Here is a 19,440-nt window from a genome sequence, read left to right as displayed (position 1 = left end):
TCCTTATATAATTTTATTTTTATTCTCTATTTTCATCTTATAAGCAGTCACATTAGTACCACCCCCTTATCCGTATAAAATATCGTTTTTATTTAGACTTATTGGCACTTATGTATTCTTTCCACTCGTCTTTTGAAACTTCTCTAATTACTTGACATGCTGTGGCCTCAACTTTACCACTATCCGCATCTACAAAATCCTTTTCTTTAATCTTCACCTCAATAAGTACTCCGTCTTCCTTTCCATAGTAAGTTGATTGTTCGATCGCTGCCTTTTCATTAAAAAATAACCTTCCGCAGTTCGACCAACTATCTATTACTCCTTCAGCCTTAGCTTCTTCTCCTATCACATACTCAAAGTTCTTATCATAAAAGCTCGTTAATTTCCCGTTCTGTTTTCTTACAAATTTATAGAAATTAGTTTTATCAAAGAAATCCTTTGTATCTAATTTAATTTCAGTACATGGCGCTGATACAGATTCTTTTAGAAACCCATCAAGACCAATTCTATACTGATCATTATTAATCTTCAGCGTCATAACTGGACTCTTATTAATGTCATTTAAAAGATCGTCTAAGTCATTAAACTCTAAATTAACCGGCTCTTTAAAGTAGTCTTCGTCTAAAACCATGTCAGCAATTTTGTCTACAGCTTCTCGTAGGTTAAAGTCTTCATCTTTTTCGTCTTCGAACAATTTATCATAGTTTATCCCATACATACCTCCCATTTGATCTTTCAATTCTTCATATGTATTAATGGTTAAGTCCATGCATGTTAGCACAATACGAATGAATTCTGGCTTAGAAATTGTGTATTCTTTATCTATGTATTTTTGCACTCTTAACAATGAGACAATTGGAAAAGCAGTTTGGCTATTAAACTTTAAAATTCTCTGCGAGTTATGTTTCAAAAAATCTTCATGTAGAGTAAAAGCTTCGGTCTTAAAATCAAAAGCTCCCATGCAGACTGTAAAATCAAATGTATTGAAAATTGACTCAGCATCAGAGAAAAATTTAAAGTGGATCATTTGTAGCTTTAGTCTTTTTTTGATAAATAACGTGGCTTTTTTAGTGTGTGATGTTACATAGACATTGCTATTCCAACACTCTTCTAAGAATGAACATGCTTTTTTATCACTTCTAAAATAGATATCCACATCATTTATCTCTTTATTATTAAATAGACTTGTAATTGCCCCACCTGCAATAATAGCTTCATTCCTTTTAAGTGCTTCAACTAACTCTTCACCTAAATATGCGTATAGCTTATTCTTTTCAAATTGATAACTCATTAAAATTCCCCTTTTTTAATTTTATTTTTATCTTTATAAAATCTCTGTTTTATCTAGATCTTCTAATTTTATTTTTATCCAACAAATCAATTATGTAAGTCTCATACATGTCATCCCAATAAGGATCTGTCCTTGCTATGTACTTCTTTGTTCTTCCGTTCTCCTCAATCTTAAAGGTTTGCCCCTTTTGAATATCAGTGAACTTTTTCTTTCTCCATATTCCCCTGATCAACACTTCAACTTCCTTAACCTCAACTGTTTGCTGCTGCATCACATTCCTCCTTTTTGATTTTCGTGTATCAAGCCTGTACAATATTCAAAAACCCTAAAGGATGATGAACATGTGTGGCAGGTTCACTTTATTTTCTGAGTTTGATGACATCATTGAGCAATTCAACATAGATCAATTCTTACCTGAAGGTGAATATCACCCAAGCTATAATGTCGCTCCTTCACAAAACATCCTGACAATCATTAACGACGGATCAAACAACCGGCTGGGCAAACTTAGATGGGGTCTTATCCCTCCTTGGGCTAAAGACGAAAAGATCGGTTATAAAATGATTAATGCTCGTGCCGAAACATTGGCCGAGAAACCAAGCTTTCGAAAACCACTCGTAAGCAAACGTTGTATCATCCCAGCTGACAGTTTTTATGAATGGAAACGCCTTGATCCAAAGACTAAGATTCCTATGCGGATTAAACTTAAATCGTCCAATCTCTTTGCTTTTGCCGGATTATATGAAAAGTGGAACACGCCAGAAGGCAATCCGTTGTACACTTGCACAATCATCACAACAAAGCCAAATGAGCTTATGGAAGACATTCATGATCGGATGCCAGTTATCCTTACTGATGACAATGAAAAGGAATGGCTGAATCCTAAAAATACTGATCCTGACTATCTTCAAAGCTTACTGCAGCCTTATGATGCTGATGACATGGAAGCTTACCAGGTTTCATCATTAGTGAATTCACCTAAAAACAATTCACCTGAGCTCATTGAATCCCATTAAGTACCACTGCCATATCGCTTTATATATCACCTTCTCTTAGCTAATATGTTCTAAGTAGGAGGTGATATTTTGTTTGTATCGCCAATGCTATTGCATTCAATAAAAGAGCCATTTGACGACGAGAACTATATCACTGAGCTCAAATTTGATGGAATCAGACTCATCCTTTCTAAATTTGATAATCAGATTAAGCTATATACTCGTCACAATAATGAAGTAACAAGCAAGTTTCCTGAACTCTTGGATTTAGATATCCCAGATGGAACGGTGCTCGATGGTGAAGTTATTGTAGCTGCCCCAGGTGGCGCTCCTGACTTTGAGGCTGTAATGGAACGATTCGTGTCCAAAAAATCAGCCCATAAGATTGTTTACTGTGTCTTTGATGTTATTTACAAAGACGGCCAGTCAATTGCAGCCAAGCCAATCACTGAGCGTAAAGCAGTTCTGAACTCACTTGAGCTAAATCATCCTAATGCCTTTGTAATAGAAGGAATTCAAGGTAACGGACTAGCTTACTTCAACCTGGCCAAAGAAAAGAATTTAGAGGGAATCGTAATCAAAAAAGCTGACTCCCCTTATGAGATCAATAAACGTTCACATAATTGGCTTAAAGTGATCAATTACGATTACACCGAAGTTCTTATTACCGGCTACACCAAAAAGGATATAAAATTCCTTCTATCCTACCCCGATGGAACTGCAGCTGGTTTTATGGAATTCATGCCACATGCAGAACGTGGCAAGTTTCATTCTATGAAGCAAGTAAAGTCTGAATCTGATGAATATGTATTTATTGAGCCTATTTTATGTAAGGTTAAACACAGATTTAAGACTAAGCACGGCAAACTCCGCATACCTTCCTTCGACTCCTGGAGAGTATAATCTCTCCGTTACATAATTCCTTAGAGCCTAGCCATTAAATATAAATTGAATATTTAGTACATGATTCAATTAGTTACGTGTATCCCTCGAAAAAGAACTACATCAGGCAGATGATACAACTAAAAAAGTTTCCTCCTGATGAAGTTCTTTGATTGAAAATGAACTAATAGCAACGGAATCCCGTGTCAGTCCAATTCCCTAATCCTTGATAAATATATTCACGTCTTTCAGGATCAAAATAAATAACATAAGGTTGAGTTATAACTTTACCTGCACTGCAAAACATATAATATCCATCAGGCTTTATATAATCTTCAGCGTAACCCTTATTTTGCATAAATATTACTCCCCTTTAAACTTTCTCAGCCCTAACTTATGGATATAAGCATGTACTTGATACTTGTTCTTTTTAATTAATTTAATTCCACCTAGAATTAAGCGCTAAAGGGTTTAAATAAAATAAATATTTTATTTTTAATGCGATTTTTCTTCAATCCTTTTTAAATTTCCAAGCTTCATTTCACCTTTATTAATACAAGCAGCTTGTCATACGCTTGCCATATAAAAGAGACTGGACATTTTTGTCTCGGAGGTGAAATAAATGGAATTATTCTTGGATTTTTTCATGAACTGGGCATTAGATAAAATCTTTGACTGTTTCTTTTCTTCAGTTACTTACTTTGTGTTTAAATGTAATCTAAAACAAAATGAGTATCCCGACCATTTTCATGATAAACGGCGTTTCAGACTTTAACTGGGCATTCTAAAGTTCATTCGCTATCTACAAAATAAATATTTATGTGGGTAGCGAACCCACTAAAAGACTGGTTAAAAACTATCTTTTATTTAGAAGTCTCTATTGAATCCCAATCAAATGTTTCAAGAATAGTAATCAGCCTTTCAACTTTCGGCGCTCTCCAAGCTGTCATAGCGTAAGTATGGGCTTCTGAAGTATAGTGGTGCTTATTCAATTTGATATGTCTCTTCGCTTCTGCTTTGGTCAAAAACATTGTATTTGGATGTATAATGTGAACCTTTCTTTCTGGAATTAATTCTGCTTCTTCATCTATGTATTTTTTAATCCACTCAATAGCTTCGTCATAGTCATCCTCAATTTCTTGCAGCTCTGTTAAAGCTTCCTTAGCCAGCTCACTATCTTCTCCAATTTCTTCTAGATAATCATCTAAAACATATGCTTCTGCAATATATGGCAGGTAAACAGAATAGCGCTCTGCGTTTTCCTCCCGGACTTCGACCCATTCATAATCACCGACTGTCCAAAATCGTGGTGCAGCTTGACCGTCGGTATCTTGAGTTTTCAACTCTTGCTGAAGTTCTTTTAAAAACTGAATATCTTGATTCATCCGTTTCCTCCTATCTGTTTAAAATCACGATTTTAATTTAACTTTAATGTGTATCATCTTGAGAAAATCCCCTTTAATTGGTAAACTCATACCTAACTTACATAAGAGTGGGTGATTCCTTGAGTAAAGCAATCGGTATTACTGGATTTATCATCAGCATAGTAGTGCAATCATTTTCGGCGAATGATTCGCTATCCCACAAGATCGCTACGGGTTTATTATTTGTATCAATAGCAATTTATAATTTTGACCATGCTAAAGTTTATTCCAAAGCATCCCTTGTCGTAATATGCCTCTCATTTTTCGTACTTGCCTTGGGTATTCATAAGCTGCTTTCCTTTTCCAGTGACCTATTTGACAATGTGGATATAAATTTCGGAGTAATATTCATCCTTCAAATCACATTAATAATTGGATCTGTAGCAATAGCTATCAGTATAATGAAATTTATCTGTGATCGTCTAAAAAAGAAACCTAACGGTAAAGAGTGTTAATCCCTCTTTGCCTTTTTTATGCTAAACGCTTCTTCCTGTGCGATCTTTTATGTACAAAATCAAATGCGATATCAACTTTTGCCGGCTCCTTCTCCTCTGCTACTCGCTCCGTAACAACGATTAGTTGTCCATTTTTCTGGCGGTCAATGCTATGGACTAAATATCCTTTGCCAGCGTAATATTCACCAATAATCTCATCAACGTGGTTGCTAAGCAGATTCCTCTTTATCACCCTTATAACCTCCATTTATTTTATTTTTATTCTTTAAGTATTTATATGTATTCCATCCGCAGCTGTCAAAAATGCTTATGTCCGCTCCAAGGTGCCATTTAAACCAAACTAAGTTAAACCAGGCGATTTCAAATACGTATTTGATGTATCCTATCCTTTTGTCCTCCATTCTGCATAAAGTAATCCTTTTATTCAATTACTCAAAAGCTTAGGATTTTCGTAAATATTCCCGATAACTTCACCATGTTTGACTTCTTCCCACTGCTGAGCAAACTCCTCGATGCCCAATAAAGGAGCATCTTTATCTCCAATTACAAAAGGATCAAATAGGTATCCACCGAACTCTGCTGAGAAAACACATCGGTATGCGCAGCCTCTCATTTTCATATAAGATGTTTGGATGATATCCTCTTCATAAATTTCCTTCCCTTTCTTATCCTTAAGCCCCGTGTATTGCATGAGGATGTTTGATTTACAATGGCTAACCGTTGGTTGTGTTAAGGTAAATTCATAAAGCATCTCTTTTTTGTCTTTAATCCATGAACGGAATTTAATTTCCTTCATTCTGCCGCCTCCAAAACCTCAGGATCTTCATAAATGTTGCCGGTGACTTCGACTTCATCAAACCATTTGATAAACGAATGTATATCAAAGGTACGGTTTGTTTTCATGGCTCCTACTCCGTTAATGAATAATTCTTCAAAACCCTCAATATCAAAAACAAACGATAAGTCATATTTGACCTTACCTGTATAAACCTTTCCTGACTTATGTTTTGCGGTATAACAATCCCCCTCATAAATCTCCCGGCCGTCCTTATCCTTTAATTCGGTATATTGCATCCAAGAGCTGTATTTTTCATTTTCATTATTATCATCGAGCACTGCCAACTGGAACTGTTTTATATGATCCCAATAGTGCATAACTTTTTTCTTTATTGAATACATCCGAAACTTTATTTCTCTCAATTTAATCCTCCTATTCTTGTTTTAAGCAATGTAAGTAATATCTAATTCAAAATTAAAATCAGGATGAAGTCTCCATAATTGATGTCCTAAGTAAGTTTTCCTTGCATAATTTAAGCAGTTCCTTGTACCACTTTTAGTTCCATCATAAACAGCTACTATTGCTTCACTGTGATCAATCATGTATTCATTTCGTTTTTGCATCTTAGCCGGCGAAAACTCTCCTGGTTTATCTCCGCTAACTTTATATTTATCTAATTCTTCAACATTAATAATCTCATCTGTCACATCAAGCATACGTTTGTACCACATTTTTTGGTCTGCAGACCAAACTTTATCTTGTTCCTTGAAAGGTGTTGCAATTATGTTTTTGATATGGGGATATTTCTTCTTTAGAATATGTACACACCAGCAAGCAGCCTGATCAGTCCCTAACGCTCCTCCAGTTATAAACCTGGACTTCTCTTCTTTTATGATTAACTCCTCAATCACTTCAAGCAGCTTATCTTTGAGTTTGAGCATTGTGGGATTTTTCATATCATAGCCACCCAATTTATTTGGTCTATGACCGGTAAAGCAAACTGTCTTCTTTCTCAGTGTTTCTTGTTTTTCTAATTGTCGCTCACGTTCTTTTCTTTCATCAGCCCACTGCTTTTTCCATTCTGGATCATTTAGCTTTGCAAAATCAATTGCCATAGTTCAGCTCCTTTCTCTTTAAAACAGTCTTTTTATTTAGATATAATCTCAACAATTAAACTATCAGGATAGTTTTTCAAATCAATTGCGTTCACATAACAATGACCGACATGGCCTTCTTTATCAACGTAATTATAGAAGAACTTTTCTCCATTATTGATGATAACCTCGCCATGATGCGTATACTCCATTTCTGACCCTTTATACCAGATCACTTTAACTTCAGTTCCTGGTTTGATTTTATCTAGGTCAAATATTGTTATTTCTTTTAACAAACGATAACCTCCTATATATTTTATTCCTTCTCCCCAGAAAGCTCCTTGATTAACATCTGTCCAAGCTCATCACTGATATATCTCCAGTCAGCCCCTTCAGGCGTTCTAATACCAAGAGAAAAACCGCCACACAAGGTATCTTCAGCCAACCTTTAAACTCCATCATTTGTTTTAAGCAGCTCATGTTTAACCATCCCTTTAATCATTTCTCCTCTTCCTCTCTCTTTAAAATTTTACTTTTATCCAAACTGCTTCCTCCAAGGAACATTGCCCACAACACTGTAATCAAGCATTTCTTCGCAACTTTTACACAGAGTTGATTTAGTTATCGTCATATGGAATGAATCCCACTTACCACAACAATGACACGTCTTTTCAAAGGCTGCTGACTCCTTTTGTTTTTCCCTTTCAGAGCCGTTTCCAGTTAACAATAAGCCGTTACTATAAAGGTCGTTCTGTCTTACTTCTGCTTCTACACTCCATGGGTATACTCGCTTCTTTATGTACCTTTTCAATAATGACTTGCTTTGGTTACTTCCGATCTTCATGAACTCTCTATTTTCAGTAAGGTCAACTGTTCTTTTCATCACTTCGTCCTTTTGAACAGCTTTTTAAACCAATTTTTCTTTTCGTTAACCACTGCAAATCTGGGATTATTCATCCTAAACCCATTTGCTATCTTGTCCATGTTGTTTAACTGCTTCTTCAATTGCTGGATATCTTGGGGTGTATTGATGGTCATTGCAATATTAGATTCTTTTGCTTCCTGTACTTCTGAAATCATCTTATCTAAAGTAAGATCGCAATATTCATCTTCCCAGTCACCTATGAAATAAAAACGTTCAATCAAAGTACCGCTCGATTCATCTTGAAAAGTGCCAAATAAAATTGGATCTTTATCTCTTCGTTCTTTTTCGATTTGCCTTTCAACCTTCCCCGTATAATCTGTAAACACCACGTAAAAACGATCCAATTTGTCTTTCACTTTGTTGTATTTGATGATGACATCATCAGGGATTTCACGTTCGTAATTTTCAAGCTCAATAATTTTGACTGTATCTTTTGCAATGTTATCTATGTATTCTTCAATATCATCTCGATAAACAAACGTATCAATACCAAGCTTTACAATCTCCCGTTCTTTTTCAATTGATTCTAAGTGGAATATCAGTTTCTTAGCAGCTTTAATTTGATTGGTTTGCTTATACTTATTGAGTAACACCAAGCAATTGTCGTAATATCTTTTAAGTTCTTTGTCTGTAACCTTATTTTTCTTTGATTTAATCATGTCAAAATATTGATTTGGTTGTAACACTTCCATCTTTTCACTCCTTTACTTAATCTAATTCCCTCATGTCCTCCCGCTGCTCAATATAACTTTTAAAGTCCTCCCATTCCCTATCGATTTCTTTAATATTCCTAGCAATATAAGTTTCTGCAATGTCTGGATCAATCGCCTTTTGAAGAGAAAGTTGGTACATAAATTCAATCTTTGATACTGTTTCTAGAAATGACTGGGCATAACATTTTGCTCTATTTAAACGATATTGACTCATTCCATGTTTAGATTCCATGTAGTTCCCTCCCTATCAAAAAATTTCGCTAAATAAAAAGTGTTCATCTTTAATTCCATAGGTTTCACTGAATAGCATATTGCCGTACCTATCATCATTGTCTGACCAATATTTAATTCTGTCGGATACTTCCACGAAGCGTTTTAATCCTGTAGCATCTACAACTATATAAACGAACCAGTAATCAGATTTCCTTATTGCACAACCGGAAAGTTTAATAAACTCACTGCTTTTTTCTGGGTTGAAGTCCTTTCTCCATCCTTTAGCAACTTTCCATTCACGTTCAAAGGCCATTATAATCTGGTTCTCCTTAAATGGCTGCTTATTGAAATCGACTGATTCTTTAGTAAAACCCTTGGCAACGATTTTATCTTTCTCATACCTTTGAGTCTTAGCATTGTTTTAATGGGATATCTTTTAATTGAGAAATGTCTGTTCTTTGAAGCTCCTCTTTGCTAATAAATGAAATAACCTTCCCGTTTTTCAAAACCACATTCGGCATATATTCTGTTTTACAGTTTGAGCACCGCTCGTTAAACCAATCATCTTCGACATATAAACCTTCTGGCGCTCCTGAAACAACATCTCCCAACTCATAGTCTAATAGTAAGCATTCACCCCATTTAAACTGAACTTCTGTTTTCTGTTGATTTTTACAATTAGGACATTTAATTTGACCAATAAAGCTATCAAACATTCCCATTCAATCACCATCCTTTTTTAAATAAAATGCATCTTTTAACTGGATCCATTAATATTAGGATCCAGCTCAATAATCATTTCTCTTCCTTCGGCTTTTCAGTTGTGAAATAAAACATACTGCAAAAATCTACGTCGAAAGGCTTTTGACATTTTTCACAGTCCATTTTAAACTCACCAGACATATCACCAACTTCGATATAATCGTCATATCCCATCAAATGTTGACAATGAGGACATTCGATTACATCCACTTCTGAATTGTTTCTTTGACCTAAAAAACTACTTTGTGTCTCCACCTTCTCCGCCTGTTGAATCAACCAGTCAAGATCCTCTTTTATAATTCTGTATTCATTGCCTTCTGTTTCTGCGGCAAATTTAATATTTTCCTTAATCTGTTGTAATTTATTTTTCATATCCCTTCCCCCTTCAATATTTAAGCTTCTTCGAGTTAAAAGTGACTTGTATGATCGTAACCATCATAACGATTGTGAGTGCTGCTTTTATCCTTATCTTTCTGATTCCATTTTTTAAAATCAATTGGTACTGGATCCTCAGTGCTTTTCACTCTGCACCCTCCTCATAAAGTCGTTTGATTCTCTGTATTGCTTTTCCTTCTGAATATAAAAATTCAGGTTTATATGGATTAAAACTGATCGTTTTGTCTATTGTCAGAACAGTGTTGTCGTTCTTATCTATGGCTAATTCCGCCCGTTTAATTGCTTCTTCCAGTGGTACGTTACAGTGTTCAAATGCCTTTTTAATCTCTGCATCGAAAACCTGTTTCTGTTCATTAAATCCTTTCCAAATATCATTATCCCAATTTTCAATGGGTGAAGGGTTAACCGGAAATACCTTTCCCCCTGGCGTAATCATTCGGAACTTCAATTCGTTCTTTTCTTCAGGATTCACTTCACGTCCTCCTCAGTCCAAAACAATCTCTCATTCGTTATTTTTTCCACTTTATAATTTATGAGGTTGTTATTATTTACGTATTCCTCCGCGTATTCCAATGCAGTTTTATCATCATTGGCGCCGAAACTGAAATGCTTCCAACCGAACTCAACTTCGTACCAAAGCTTATATTCAATACGCTTCACTTTAACGTTCATCACTCCGCGCCCTCCTTATTCTTAAAAAAGACTGTTTTCCTGCGTCAATTCTTTTTTAGTGTGGCTTTCAAGAAATACTTTAAAATCTTCTCCATCCCCCGCTCCTTCTTCGATACAATCTATTAACATATCAAATGTTGCATCGTTTGCTATTCCTCTACTGCTTAACCATTCACGAATTTCTCCACTGTACTTAACAGCTATTTCAAAGTGAGTTGACGCTTCTTCAATAGCTCTCTCTATCCTTGTTGGGATTTTCATTCCGCATTCTCCTATAATTCCAATCTCAATAAAACTTACATTTTATACACTAATTTTAATTTTGTTTCCTGAGTGAAAATTACACAATTCAATATGTACTTACTTCTTTACCCTTACTTTCTTCTTCTCTTAACATATCTTCAGCTATATACATCCCCTCGTAAGCATAATCAATTATTGAATGAAATTCTCCGATGACCCTTCGTAAATTTTCCTCTTCTTTATATGCTTTTAATCGCAAAACCGTTTTCATTAATTTTTCGAGCTTTTCATCAAGCAACATAGCTCTCTTTATCAACTCCTTTATACATATTATTTGTATTTGTATAAACTATAACCCAGCAATTAATATCTGTCAATTAGATTCGGCCAATTTATGTGACCGAATCTAATTTTAATCTGAGAACATAAAGATCAATTCATTGATGTCATCCCTAAGCTTAACGAGGCTTTGTGGTGTAACTGAAATTGTAATATCTAATTTCTCCCCCTTGAAACCAAGTAGGAATTGATAATGTTCTGAAGTCAGCAATTTTTTTGTAAGTCTTAGACTAACCTCTTTGTAATTATCTTGATCAACAAATATATTCAAAACAATACCTTCATTCTCCTCTTGCTGCTGTTTACATTATGTTTAACGGAGTCTTTCTTTTTTTTATTTTTACTCAGGCAATTCTTCTGTATTTGTTATTTCATATTCCATATCATTTAATTTAAAATTTTCAACTGATCCGTCAGCTTTTAAAAACGAGACTTCTTTAGATAAAAGTAAATTTTCACAAATCCTGGCTACCAATGTTTCAGAGACTTCTGGACTATCTGCTTTGTTTTTGAGTACAATCTCCAGACTCAGTGCAATATTGTTTAAATAACCTGCCATCCTCATTCTCCTATGTTCAATTTTCTGTGATAAACCCTTAAGTCATTAAGGGAACGTGCGTTCTGTTTTGTATAATCATTATACATAGAAAGTAGGTGTTATGCTAGTGGTTATTTATCGGCTTCGTATGGTATGATATGTATTATGTCTTTCCATAACAGAACGCAGGAGGATGTCCGATTATGATTAAAGTTGAGATCGGGCAATGCTTGATACCTGAACTATGTAGAAAGAAAGACATTACAATCAATGAACTTTCAGAGATAACTGGGATCAAGAAACAGCAGCTGAGCGACTATAATCGGTTGGTTAAAGTGGACATGTCTATTAGAACTGCAAAAAGAATTGCTGCTGCTTTAGATTGTAATGTCGAAGACCTCTATGAATTCAAGGTTGAAAGGCATTGAAACGACTAAGACTTTGGTCTTGGTCTCCTCCTTAGTAAACCATATGGTTTACATGACCATCTTACTACATTTAAACATGTATTTAAAGTGATTATTTTGTCTATTTTTGTCGAAATGCGAATTTTTTCACAATTTTTTGAGATAAAAAAAATCCATTTAACCAAAATAGTCAAATGGATTTCATATTTAAATGGTCGTCTCTTTTAAACCTAGTTCTTCTGCGTAATATTTATTAACTTCTTCCTCATTAATATAATCTTGCATTGAATACACTGCTCGATATTTGGATTTCACTCTTAAATTAAAGTCATCTATAATCTGATACCTTACAGAGTTATCGATAACCCCTTTCTCTTTATAAAGCTGATATGCTCTATACAAATGACCAGATCTAACAATAGTGTTTGGTGTTAAAAAGTTAATTTTAAAGAACTCAGATATATCAGTAATTAGATTAGTTATGACAAATTTGCTTGCTTGGCCGTCTCCTTTATTGGACGTTCTTTTTGTTTTAACTACATAATCATTTTCAACTAAAAAGACTTCTTTTGTTTGGCCTTTTGCCTTCCCATTCTTTAATTTATATTTAGTTTCTTGAGCTGCATTTAAGGCAATAACAAGACATTCACTACTTACTTTTAGTTTTCGTTCACCGTGTTTTGAGTCATACAGAGTTAAAACGTTACCGTTTAGCATTGCATCCTCAACTTGCTTTTTCGTTAAACTTAGCAATTCAGAATGAGCTAAACCTGAAACCCCTTCAAACAACAGTCTTAATACAGCCTTAGATTGATAATTAACTAATTGACTTTCCATTTCCTCTAATTCACTATAAGTAATATATAATTTTTTATCCCCAAGACACTCATAAAGCTCTTCTTCTGAAATAGTTCTTGCTAAATTGGTTAATCCTTTACTTAACTTATATGAAATTGCCCAATCAATATACAATGACAATAATGCTAAGGTTCTACGAACACTACCGATAGTGGTTTGATCGAATGATCGTATTAGCTCTAAAATTTGCATTGATGTGAAATCATAAATGTCCTTATTATATAAAGTCTCAGTAATCTCTGCTTTTGCAAAAATAGGTCTCATCTGCAAAACCATACCTTCAGATAAGGTATCTAGATATTTTTCCTTAATCTCACTATTGAACATTGCAGCAAACAACTCCTAAGTAATTACTCGTCTATTTTTAAATTGTTAAAGAAATTCCATATCTTTTGTGGTGACTTAGCGTTTCCATTCTTGTCTACTACACCTAATTCATCCCACAACTTATTTTTCTTACTAAAGTCTATAGAGCTTAAAACATCATTAATCTTACTTTCCAAATCGTCCAGACTTACACCATCTAATTGCAATTTCTTAGCTAATACCACATAACCATTAAAGAACAAATAGTTGTTTACAAAACTTCTCTTCCGTTCTTTTGCTATATCACCTAAGAACTCATCTACATATTGTGTAGCTAAAGCATCAAAGAAAGATGTAAGGTATCTTGCAGTTTTTAATATGTCTGCCTGAGTAGAAAAATCTTTTTTAGAATAGCTTCTTTCAATTGCCTTTTTGAAGTCAGAAAAAGTTATAAGTAAGTTCTGATTCTGATTTATCCAGTCTCCATTTGTCTTTATATAATCACCAATTATGCTATTATCCTGAATGAACTTAACAATTTTATTAGAATAAACATTTTGGCTCATCTCAGCTACTTTAGATTTCTTCACTGGATTTATTGTGTTTTGTTGCCCAAAATGCTCTCTCGCCCTTTTTTGAGTGTAGTTATAGATGTCCACTTTAAAGGTTTCTTCAAACAAATGATCTAACTCAGGATGTTGTCTTATAGCCATAGTAATGCCTATTAGTCGGTGATACCCATCTAAAACGTCTAAAATGGTGTCTTCAGTCACTGTAAGTGACATACTGTCTTCATCATATATTAATTCTTCACCACTACTTGCACTTCCTACACGTGCATTAAAGGTAAAAACTGATTTAATTAATTTCCCCTCTAAGAACAGTTCCTTTATTTCTTCAACCGATTGTTTATTGAGCTGCGGTACAGGTATCTCAATATCTGAGCCCTCTAGTTTTTTCGTTTTGTTCGTTCTTTGAGCATTAGGATTATAGTGCAATAACTTATTTTCAAATAGCATAAACAACTCTTTAGCAGTGATTGGGAAGAAATAATTATCATCCGAATACTTTACAACTTGTTTGAATGTATACGGAAATTTTACATCTTCCTCCACAGATCCTTCCCATAACGTTTCAATTTCTCTCATATCCGTTTCTGTGAAGTAATTTCGTGGATTAAATCTTTCACTTTCCAGAACTGAGTATAGTGACTTGGCTAAAAAGTACATATATTCTTTAGAAATTTCGACTTCTGGATTTTCTATATCGTAAATTAATTTTTGTGTTGTCCCTGGAGTAATTTTATTTTTAGCCATCTCTAATTGAATATCGTTAATAAAAGATCTTATGTGTTTATTTTTCGAGATAGCATCTTTCATTTCTGAAAGCAGTTTCTCATTTGCAGACTGATCAAAGATCACTGTCATATAGCCTTTCACCTCATGTCATGTTGCTAAATTTAAAGTTACCAAAGGCAATCTGGTTAATCAAGAAGAATTATCATTTGAACTGAGTAATATGCCGAAAAAATGATTATCGCTCATTTACATGCTTTATAAACTTTTTTAATGTAACAAGATCAGCGTTTTCAAAAAAACTAATAAAATCCTCTTGAGTTGCTTCATATAGTGGTTTTATATCGATTTTTTCATCCATTGTTACACCAGCAGAGTTCGCTATGTTAATCTTTCTGCTCATATATCTCTCTGTCGTTAATGTGTTTTTATGATTTCCTTGTTCTTTTGCTGCAAGTAAATCGTGACCAGAATTCTCATAGACATAGTCAATTCCTACCCCCTTAAATGAGTGTAAGACTAATTCTCTTTCAGGAGGTATACCTAACCTTTTTTTCGACCTTTTCAAGGAGTGTCGTAAAGATTGTTCCGAAAGCCCCTGAAAAACCAATTCAGTTTCGCTGTCATCCTCTTCCTTCAGCTGCAACAATTCCTCATAAAATACCTGGTTAATGCCTGTAGACACAACCTGAGATCCTTTATCAATAACTGTTACTATATAATGGCCTGTACTTTCATCAAGCTGTATGTCTTTCCATCTTACGCGCAAAATCGCACTTACACGAAAAGAAGTTCTGATGGCGAATTTAACAAACAGCTTTTTCATTAAAGGCTTCTGTCTTTCATTTATATACATATCCTGGGCAATTCTTTCCGCTTCTGTCTGGGTTGTTTTATCCCAGTTTTTAGTTACTGTTTTAAGCCTTTCAACAGTATTGAACACCGACAGATCAATATAGTCTTTATAATCATGCTCTAAATATGTATAGAGCATCTTCAAAGAGGTCATTTTTCTGTTAATACTATTATTAACTAATCCCTTTTCCTGAAGATACTTAACATAGTTGCTCAATTCGCTTTTACTTACAACTAAATCGTCCGGAACTAGACTTTTGACATCTTTCCCTTTAATCACACTAAAGAACTGCTTAATATCCCCTTCATAATTCTTTCTGGTATTAGACACTCTTGTAGTTGAGGAAGGCATCATATAGTTAGAATTCCCAGAGCTACTTCTTATATCTTTATTGATTAAAAAGCCTTCGATATCATCGTAAACCGCATAATTTTTTAATTGTTTAACTTTATTTTGCATTATCTTCTCCTCCTTTCTCATCCAATAACTCATCAATAGAGACATTCAATACCAGAGCGATAAGCTTTATGGTTGTAACATCTGATTCATCTGGCATTTCAATGATTTTGTTTAATGTCTGAATATCAATCATTGTCTCCCCTGACAATTCCTCTATTGTGATGCCACGTTTGACCATTAGCTGTTTTATTCGCTCTGACATGTCAACCTCCTATTTTTTATGTATACTATAGACTGCAGTGCGTATATGTTATGGTTGATAAATAAACTCTTCAAATTCAATTACAATGTGTCGTTTTAAATTCTTAGCAAAATGTATTAGGGATATAAAATGTGGATTATTTTCAATGCTTCTTTTTAATCCATCTCCACCTAATAATACTCTATTTAGATCTTTTAATAACGCTGCTATCTCTATTTTTGCACCATGTAGATCATCTTCAGTTTTTGCATTAACAATCATTTTTCTTATGTTTAGTACACTCTCTATGTAAGTTTGTTTTGCATTTAAAACAAAATCGGCATCAATATCTTTATGATTTGTAGACCTAAGTTCTACAACATGCATCATTAATCCTCCTTGTATTCACTTAGCAATTTCATGTATCCTTTAGTTAGTTGTTTTCTAACATTTTCATTCTTCATTATTTTTGACTTTTCAATGCTTTTTTCTTGAAAGAATAGATCATTTTTAACTAAGCTTTCAACTTTCTTTTGGTAAATGGTTTTATGCATTGTCATACTGTTTTTTAAGTAACTAATTGCGGACATACCACCAACCTCCTATATACATATTTTTTATCTTTTGCATCTATAGCAATTGTAATGCATTACATAAGGGAAGTAAAGATTTTTTTAACGACAAATAGCACATTCCACGCAATTTTTTTTGCGAATGTGCTGCTTTGTAATGCATTTCATTTTTAGTTAGGGTGTATGTACCTGGAGTTGATCACTAGATGTTATAAAAACTTAATATTTAAGTGATGGCCTTAAAACTACAAAAGACGCTTAGCTCAAAAGAGCCAAACGTCTTCCTTTTCTCTGATTAATTTAATTAAGTAAAATGATAATACTAATAACTTTATGTGTCAATGGATTTTATGCTCCACGTGGCATTCCAGCAACCTCATAATCACCTGAAGCTTGTTGGATTGAAGAATCTGCACTTATGTAAGAAGTGCCTAGTGCGCCTAAGATAACTAAAGCCATAATAAGTTTTTTCATTGTCTCACCTCCTTTAAAGTAAAAGTAATTCTAAAAGTTTTTGATTTTCACCTTTTTGCAGTTCTAACAACGGCAGCCTAATAAGGAATTTGTCATTAGACTTTTTAAAATACTCGATTGAAGAATAGAAACTTGCTTTATTTTGTTCAAGTCTCCCTTTCAAATAATAATGCATTGCAATCTCATTATCGTTATGATGTAAAAGGTCTAGTTTATCCAAAACTTTTTTTGCTTTGGAATTTTCATTAAAGTTGATAAAACAATGAGCTTGTTCCTGCAAATCCATAATTGACTCAGAATCGAAATTAATCCACTTATTTTCTTTGCGCCAAACATTATTTAAGAAGCAGAGTGCCTGTTGGAAAATCGTGTTGTAATTTTCATTTTGAGCAGAAACGCTTAGCCCTTTTAAAAAGTTTTCTTGAGCCAATTCATAATTCGAAAATAAAAGAGAGTTACCAATTGTTAAATAGCTGAAAACCTGAAACCTCTGGATATTTGTACTTTCCAAAGCCATTTCAGAGTACTCTCTGCACTCCTCTAATAAATTTTCATTTAGCTTTATATTAGACATTAGAACAAGAACTCTTGTTTGATATGTATTTCTAATGTACATGTTTTCAGAAATCTCACTTAGGTCAATTTGTTTTATAAGTTGGGCCATCGGAGAAAAGTTACCAGTGCTTAAATAATGATAAAGCAGCAAGAGTCTTGAGAAAGAATTCATTTCAGGTGTTTTAATATTTAATTTACCGAGTCTTTTCACTGCCTCAAATTCAGTAATATCACAGTTAGACAGATCTCTATGTATTTTATACACTTTTCCATATTCTTTACTTTTCATATTACTGCAAGAAATCATAGAATCTATTAAAACATCTTCTATTTCAAAAAACATATTTGCATCGGCGTACTCCAATGCACTTCTTGCTGCCTTTGTCTTAACATCTAGGTTTAAACAGTAATCTTTCATTAATTCATATTCACGGTCTGGATACTGACTCTTAACAATGTTGACTATTGAAGAAAATTCATTAAAAGTTTTCCCATCATGGTTTAAGAAGTCATAAAGAGGATTGGGGTTTTTAAGGCCAGCTACTGTTGCCCATTTATTCATTAAAGAGTTGTCATTTTCCAAGTCTTTCTTCATAGCTATCCTTACTAACTCCATTATTTCCCCTCATTTCTTTTTGTTGTCTTTATTGGTTAACTTAATAATACTATAGATCACATTATGAGTCAATAATTTTATGCATATTTTTTGTATTTGTATTCTCTTTAAAATTCCTATTTTATTTAGACAAGAGTTCCTAGGATAAACCCTTGTCTTTAACTTGTAGGTTGTAATATACGCCTTTATACTTTAAGCGTTCAATAACTAAATCTTTATATGGGATATCACCTAGGATTGCGAACCTTATATCAGTACTATGTTTTTTCCCTACCGGCTTTTTATGTTGCAATTCTCGTCTTATCTCTTCCTGAATCTCATTGAAACGTTTTTCTTTTAGACTTTGCCTATATTGTTTGTAATCCTCCATCGTGCAATTATTCACATTACAAAAATGTTTGGCTAGATTAGCTAACTGATCTTTAGTTAGAACCAATTGAGATCGTTTGAAGTGTTGAAATGAATGACAGTCTACGCATATCAAGTTTAGATCTAGTAACTTAACAACCCCATTTTCAAAATCATATTCTTCTACCTCATGTACATGAAGTCTTCGTAAATCGTTGATGTGAGGAGTATAATTACAAATCACGCACCTGTGTTTCTTTCTTTCAAGAATTGCAGCCCTGATTTTTTTACGCCATAGAGTATCAGTTAGATTTTTTCTAACTGTCTTGCCATGAAACATACTGGGTTTAGCATCAATCTTCAATTTATAGTGAGCAAACTCGTCCACATAAAATCGCCTTTCTTATTGTTTTCTACTTACCATTAAGATTTACCAATTCACTTGTTATTCATACTTAAATTTTATTAGTAACAGTAAGAAGATTTGTTGAGGTCTTAAGCAATTCGGAACTCATTTTTTTAATTTCCTCATCGCTAATTATTTCCTTGCTTTCTACGAATTCTTTGTATATCAATTCGTATGTTTTATTTGCTTCTCTTAGGTACTTATCCTCTTCAGTTTTAAGTTTGATTCCTTCTAAAGCCAGATGTGATGGTAATTGTTCATCTATTAGTAAACTAATGATATTAAATTATAAATAACTTTGACGATCTTTTTTATTTTCATCATTCAACAATAAGTCTAAATTTCTTTTTAAAGTTCGCAAGTACATATATTTCTCATATAACGTTC

The 19,440-nt window shown here is 33.8% G+C and carries 35 protein-coding genes; 4 read left to right on the top strand and 31 right to left on the bottom strand.

Going from position 1 to position 19,440, the window contains the following annotated elements; all coding sequences use genetic code 11:
- Positions 1-88: 88 nt before the first annotated feature.
- Positions 89-1,291, bottom strand: coding sequence for a Gabija anti-defense Gad2 family protein (locus tag BLL41_RS18515; protein ID WP_071578981.1), 1,203 nt, complete (start codon positions 1,289-1,291; stop codon positions 89-91).
- A gap of 49 nt (positions 1,292-1,340) precedes the next feature.
- On the bottom strand, positions 1,341-1,562 hold the full coding sequence (locus tag BLL41_RS18510; RefSeq protein WP_071578980.1) for a hypothetical protein: 222 nt from the start codon (positions 1,560-1,562) through the stop codon (positions 1,341-1,343).
- 70 nt (positions 1,563-1,632) lie between these two features.
- Between BLL41_RS18510 and BLL41_RS18505 the strand changes: the two genes are divergently transcribed.
- Both BLL41_RS18505 and BLL41_RS18500 read left to right on the top strand, forming a co-directional pair.
- Positions 1,633-2,307, top strand: a complete 675-nt coding sequence (locus BLL41_RS18505) for an SOS response-associated peptidase (RefSeq protein WP_071578979.1) — start codon at positions 1,633-1,635, stop codon at positions 2,305-2,307.
- Positions 2,308-2,376: 69 nt separating this feature from the next.
- Positions 2,377-3,189, top strand: a complete 813-nt coding sequence (locus tag BLL41_RS18500; protein WP_071578978.1) for an ATP-dependent DNA ligase — start codon at positions 2,377-2,379, stop codon at positions 3,187-3,189.
- A gap of 163 nt (positions 3,190-3,352) precedes the next feature.
- On the opposite strand, the gene BLL41_RS22835 is transcribed toward BLL41_RS18500, so the two are convergent.
- Both BLL41_RS22835 and BLL41_RS18490 read right to left on the bottom strand, forming a co-directional pair.
- Complete coding sequence (locus BLL41_RS22835) at positions 3,353-3,526, bottom strand: hypothetical protein (protein ID WP_177230641.1); 174 nt, start codon at positions 3,524-3,526, stop codon at positions 3,353-3,355.
- Between the two features lie 505 nt (positions 3,527-4,031).
- Positions 4,032-4,553, bottom strand: a complete 522-nt coding sequence (locus BLL41_RS18490; protein WP_071578976.1) for a hypothetical protein — start codon at positions 4,551-4,553, stop codon at positions 4,032-4,034.
- Between the two features lie 119 nt (positions 4,554-4,672).
- Between BLL41_RS18490 and BLL41_RS18485 the strand changes: the two genes are divergently transcribed.
- Entirely contained in the window at positions 4,673-5,047 is a 375-nt protein-coding gene (locus BLL41_RS18485) for a YoqO family protein (protein WP_071578975.1), read from the top strand.
- 16 nt (positions 5,048-5,063) lie between these two features.
- Here BLL41_RS18485 and BLL41_RS18480 read toward each other — a convergent pair whose 3' ends face one another.
- The 18 genes from BLL41_RS18480 to BLL41_RS18390 all read right to left on the bottom strand — a co-directional run bounded on the left by BLL41_RS18480 (position 5,064) and on the right by BLL41_RS18390 (position 11,741).
- Positions 5,064-5,294, bottom strand: coding sequence for a hypothetical protein (locus BLL41_RS18480; RefSeq protein WP_083428070.1), 231 nt, complete (start codon positions 5,292-5,294; stop codon positions 5,064-5,066).
- A 177-nt stretch (positions 5,295-5,471) separates the two neighbouring features.
- A complete protein-coding gene (locus BLL41_RS18470) occupies positions 5,472-5,843 on the bottom strand; it encodes a YopX family protein (protein WP_071578972.1) in 372 nt (123 codons plus the stop codon).
- Positions 5,840-6,247, bottom strand: coding sequence for a YopX family protein (locus BLL41_RS18465; RefSeq protein WP_071578971.1), 408 nt, complete (start codon positions 6,245-6,247; stop codon positions 5,840-5,842). The genes BLL41_RS18470 and BLL41_RS18465 overlap by 4 nt, the downstream gene beginning before the upstream one ends.
- Positions 6,248-6,268: 21 nt before the next feature.
- Positions 6,269-6,940, bottom strand: a complete 672-nt coding sequence (locus tag BLL41_RS18460; protein WP_071578970.1) for an SLOG family protein — start codon at positions 6,938-6,940, stop codon at positions 6,269-6,271.
- Between the two features lie 32 nt (positions 6,941-6,972).
- Entirely contained in the window at positions 6,973-7,230 is a 258-nt protein-coding gene (locus BLL41_RS18455) for a hypothetical protein (RefSeq protein ID WP_083428069.1), read from the bottom strand.
- A 5-nt stretch (positions 7,231-7,235) separates the two neighbouring features.
- Positions 7,236-7,364, bottom strand: coding sequence for a hypothetical protein (locus tag BLL41_RS18450; RefSeq protein ID WP_256252463.1), 129 nt, complete (start codon positions 7,362-7,364; stop codon positions 7,236-7,238).
- Positions 7,365-7,454: 90 nt separating this feature from the next.
- A complete protein-coding gene (locus BLL41_RS18445) occupies positions 7,455-7,802 on the bottom strand; it encodes a hypothetical protein (RefSeq protein WP_071578968.1) in 348 nt (115 codons plus the stop codon).
- The gene (locus tag BLL41_RS18440; protein ID WP_071578967.1) at positions 7,802-8,536 is read right to left on the bottom strand and encodes a hypothetical protein; all 735 of its coding nucleotides are present in this window, start codon (positions 8,534-8,536) and stop codon (positions 7,802-7,804) included. Before BLL41_RS18440 ends, BLL41_RS18445 begins: the two co-directional genes overlap by 1 nt.
- A gap of 16 nt (positions 8,537-8,552) precedes the next feature.
- The gene (locus BLL41_RS18435; protein ID WP_071578966.1) at positions 8,553-8,789 is read right to left on the bottom strand and encodes a hypothetical protein; all 237 of its coding nucleotides are present in this window, start codon (positions 8,787-8,789) and stop codon (positions 8,553-8,555) included.
- 15 nt (positions 8,790-8,804) lie between these two features.
- Entirely contained in the window at positions 8,805-9,083 is a 279-nt protein-coding gene (locus BLL41_RS18430; RefSeq protein WP_071578965.1) for a hypothetical protein, read from the bottom strand.
- A gap of 97 nt (positions 9,084-9,180) precedes the next feature.
- Positions 9,181-9,492: a hypothetical protein gene (locus tag BLL41_RS18425; RefSeq protein ID WP_071578964.1), complete on the bottom strand. Its 312-nt coding sequence runs from the start codon at positions 9,490-9,492 to the stop codon at positions 9,181-9,183.
- A 73-nt stretch (positions 9,493-9,565) separates the two neighbouring features.
- Positions 9,566-9,904 (bottom strand): hypothetical protein, encoded by a 339-nt coding sequence (locus tag BLL41_RS18420; RefSeq protein WP_071578963.1) that lies wholly within the window; start codon positions 9,902-9,904, stop codon positions 9,566-9,568.
- A 148-nt stretch (positions 9,905-10,052) separates the two neighbouring features.
- Positions 10,053-10,364, bottom strand: coding sequence for a hypothetical protein (locus BLL41_RS18415; RefSeq protein ID WP_071579062.1), 312 nt, complete (start codon positions 10,362-10,364; stop codon positions 10,053-10,055).
- 32 nt (positions 10,365-10,396) lie between these two features.
- Positions 10,397-10,603, bottom strand: a complete 207-nt coding sequence (locus tag BLL41_RS18410) for a hypothetical protein (protein ID WP_141770214.1) — start codon at positions 10,601-10,603, stop codon at positions 10,397-10,399.
- Positions 10,604-10,621: 18 nt separating this feature from the next.
- Positions 10,622-10,861, bottom strand: a complete 240-nt coding sequence (locus BLL41_RS18405; protein WP_071578961.1) for a hypothetical protein — start codon at positions 10,859-10,861, stop codon at positions 10,622-10,624.
- 88 nt (positions 10,862-10,949) lie between these two features.
- Complete coding sequence (locus BLL41_RS18400; protein WP_071578960.1) at positions 10,950-11,144, bottom strand: hypothetical protein; 195 nt, start codon at positions 11,142-11,144, stop codon at positions 10,950-10,952.
- A 111-nt stretch (positions 11,145-11,255) separates the two neighbouring features.
- Positions 11,256-11,453: a hypothetical protein gene (locus BLL41_RS18395; protein ID WP_010330351.1), complete on the bottom strand. Its 198-nt coding sequence runs from the start codon at positions 11,451-11,453 to the stop codon at positions 11,256-11,258.
- 69 nt (positions 11,454-11,522) lie between these two features.
- On the bottom strand, positions 11,523-11,741 hold the full coding sequence (locus tag BLL41_RS18390; protein ID WP_071578959.1) for a YopT family protein: 219 nt from the start codon (positions 11,739-11,741) through the stop codon (positions 11,523-11,525).
- A 182-nt stretch (positions 11,742-11,923) separates the two neighbouring features.
- Between BLL41_RS18390 and BLL41_RS18385 the strand changes: the two genes are divergently transcribed.
- The gene (locus BLL41_RS18385; RefSeq protein WP_004399410.1) at positions 11,924-12,148 is read left to right on the top strand and encodes a helix-turn-helix domain-containing protein; all 225 of its coding nucleotides are present in this window, start codon (positions 11,924-11,926) and stop codon (positions 12,146-12,148) included.
- A gap of 186 nt (positions 12,149-12,334) precedes the next feature.
- On the opposite strand, the gene BLL41_RS18380 is transcribed toward BLL41_RS18385, so the two are convergent.
- The 9 genes from BLL41_RS18380 to BLL41_RS18340 all read right to left on the bottom strand — a co-directional run bounded on the left by BLL41_RS18380 (position 12,335) and on the right by BLL41_RS18340 (position 19,035).
- Positions 12,335-13,312 carry a phage lytic cycle repressor MrpR family protein gene (locus BLL41_RS18380; protein ID WP_032721688.1) on the bottom strand — a complete coding sequence of 326 codons (978 nt, stop codon included), beginning with the start codon at positions 13,310-13,312 and terminating at the stop codon, positions 12,335-12,337.
- 23 nt (positions 13,313-13,335) lie between these two features.
- Complete coding sequence (locus BLL41_RS18375; RefSeq protein ID WP_071578958.1) at positions 13,336-14,718, bottom strand: DNA sulfur modification protein DndB; 1,383 nt, start codon at positions 14,716-14,718, stop codon at positions 13,336-13,338.
- 106 nt (positions 14,719-14,824) lie between these two features.
- The gene (locus tag BLL41_RS18370; protein WP_071578957.1) at positions 14,825-15,901 is read right to left on the bottom strand and encodes a tyrosine-type recombinase/integrase; all 1,077 of its coding nucleotides are present in this window, start codon (positions 15,899-15,901) and stop codon (positions 14,825-14,827) included.
- Positions 15,891-16,103 (bottom strand): helix-turn-helix domain-containing protein, encoded by a 213-nt coding sequence (locus BLL41_RS18365; protein WP_071578956.1) that lies wholly within the window; start codon positions 16,101-16,103, stop codon positions 15,891-15,893. Before BLL41_RS18365 ends, BLL41_RS18370 begins: the two co-directional genes overlap by 11 nt.
- A 48-nt stretch (positions 16,104-16,151) precedes the next feature.
- A complete protein-coding gene (locus BLL41_RS18360) occupies positions 16,152-16,469 on the bottom strand; it encodes a hypothetical protein (protein WP_071578955.1) in 318 nt (105 codons plus the stop codon).
- Between the two features lie 2 nt (positions 16,470-16,471).
- Positions 16,472-16,672 (bottom strand): hypothetical protein, encoded by a 201-nt coding sequence (locus BLL41_RS18355; protein WP_071578954.1) that lies wholly within the window; start codon positions 16,670-16,672, stop codon positions 16,472-16,474.
- 330 nt (positions 16,673-17,002) lie between these two features.
- Positions 17,003-17,128, bottom strand: a complete 126-nt coding sequence (gene aimP, locus BLL41_RS18350; RefSeq protein ID WP_009967508.1) for a lysogeny pheromone peptide AimP — start codon at positions 17,126-17,128, stop codon at positions 17,003-17,005.
- Positions 17,129-17,141: 13 nt separating this feature from the next.
- Complete coding sequence (locus BLL41_RS18345; RefSeq protein ID WP_071578953.1) at positions 17,142-18,299, bottom strand: AimR family lysis-lysogeny pheromone receptor; 1,158 nt, start codon at positions 18,297-18,299, stop codon at positions 17,142-17,144.
- A 139-nt stretch (positions 18,300-18,438) separates the two neighbouring features.
- Entirely contained in the window at positions 18,439-19,035 is a 597-nt protein-coding gene (locus BLL41_RS18340) for a hypothetical protein (RefSeq protein WP_071578952.1), read from the bottom strand.
- Positions 19,036-19,440 lie beyond the last annotated feature (405 nt).

It is taken from the genome of Bacillus sp. FMQ74, assembly GCF_001875785.1.
GTDB lineage: Bacteria > Bacillota > Bacilli > Bacillales > Bacillaceae > Bacillus > Bacillus stercoris.
This window is presented reverse-complemented; position numbering and strand designations above follow the sequence as displayed.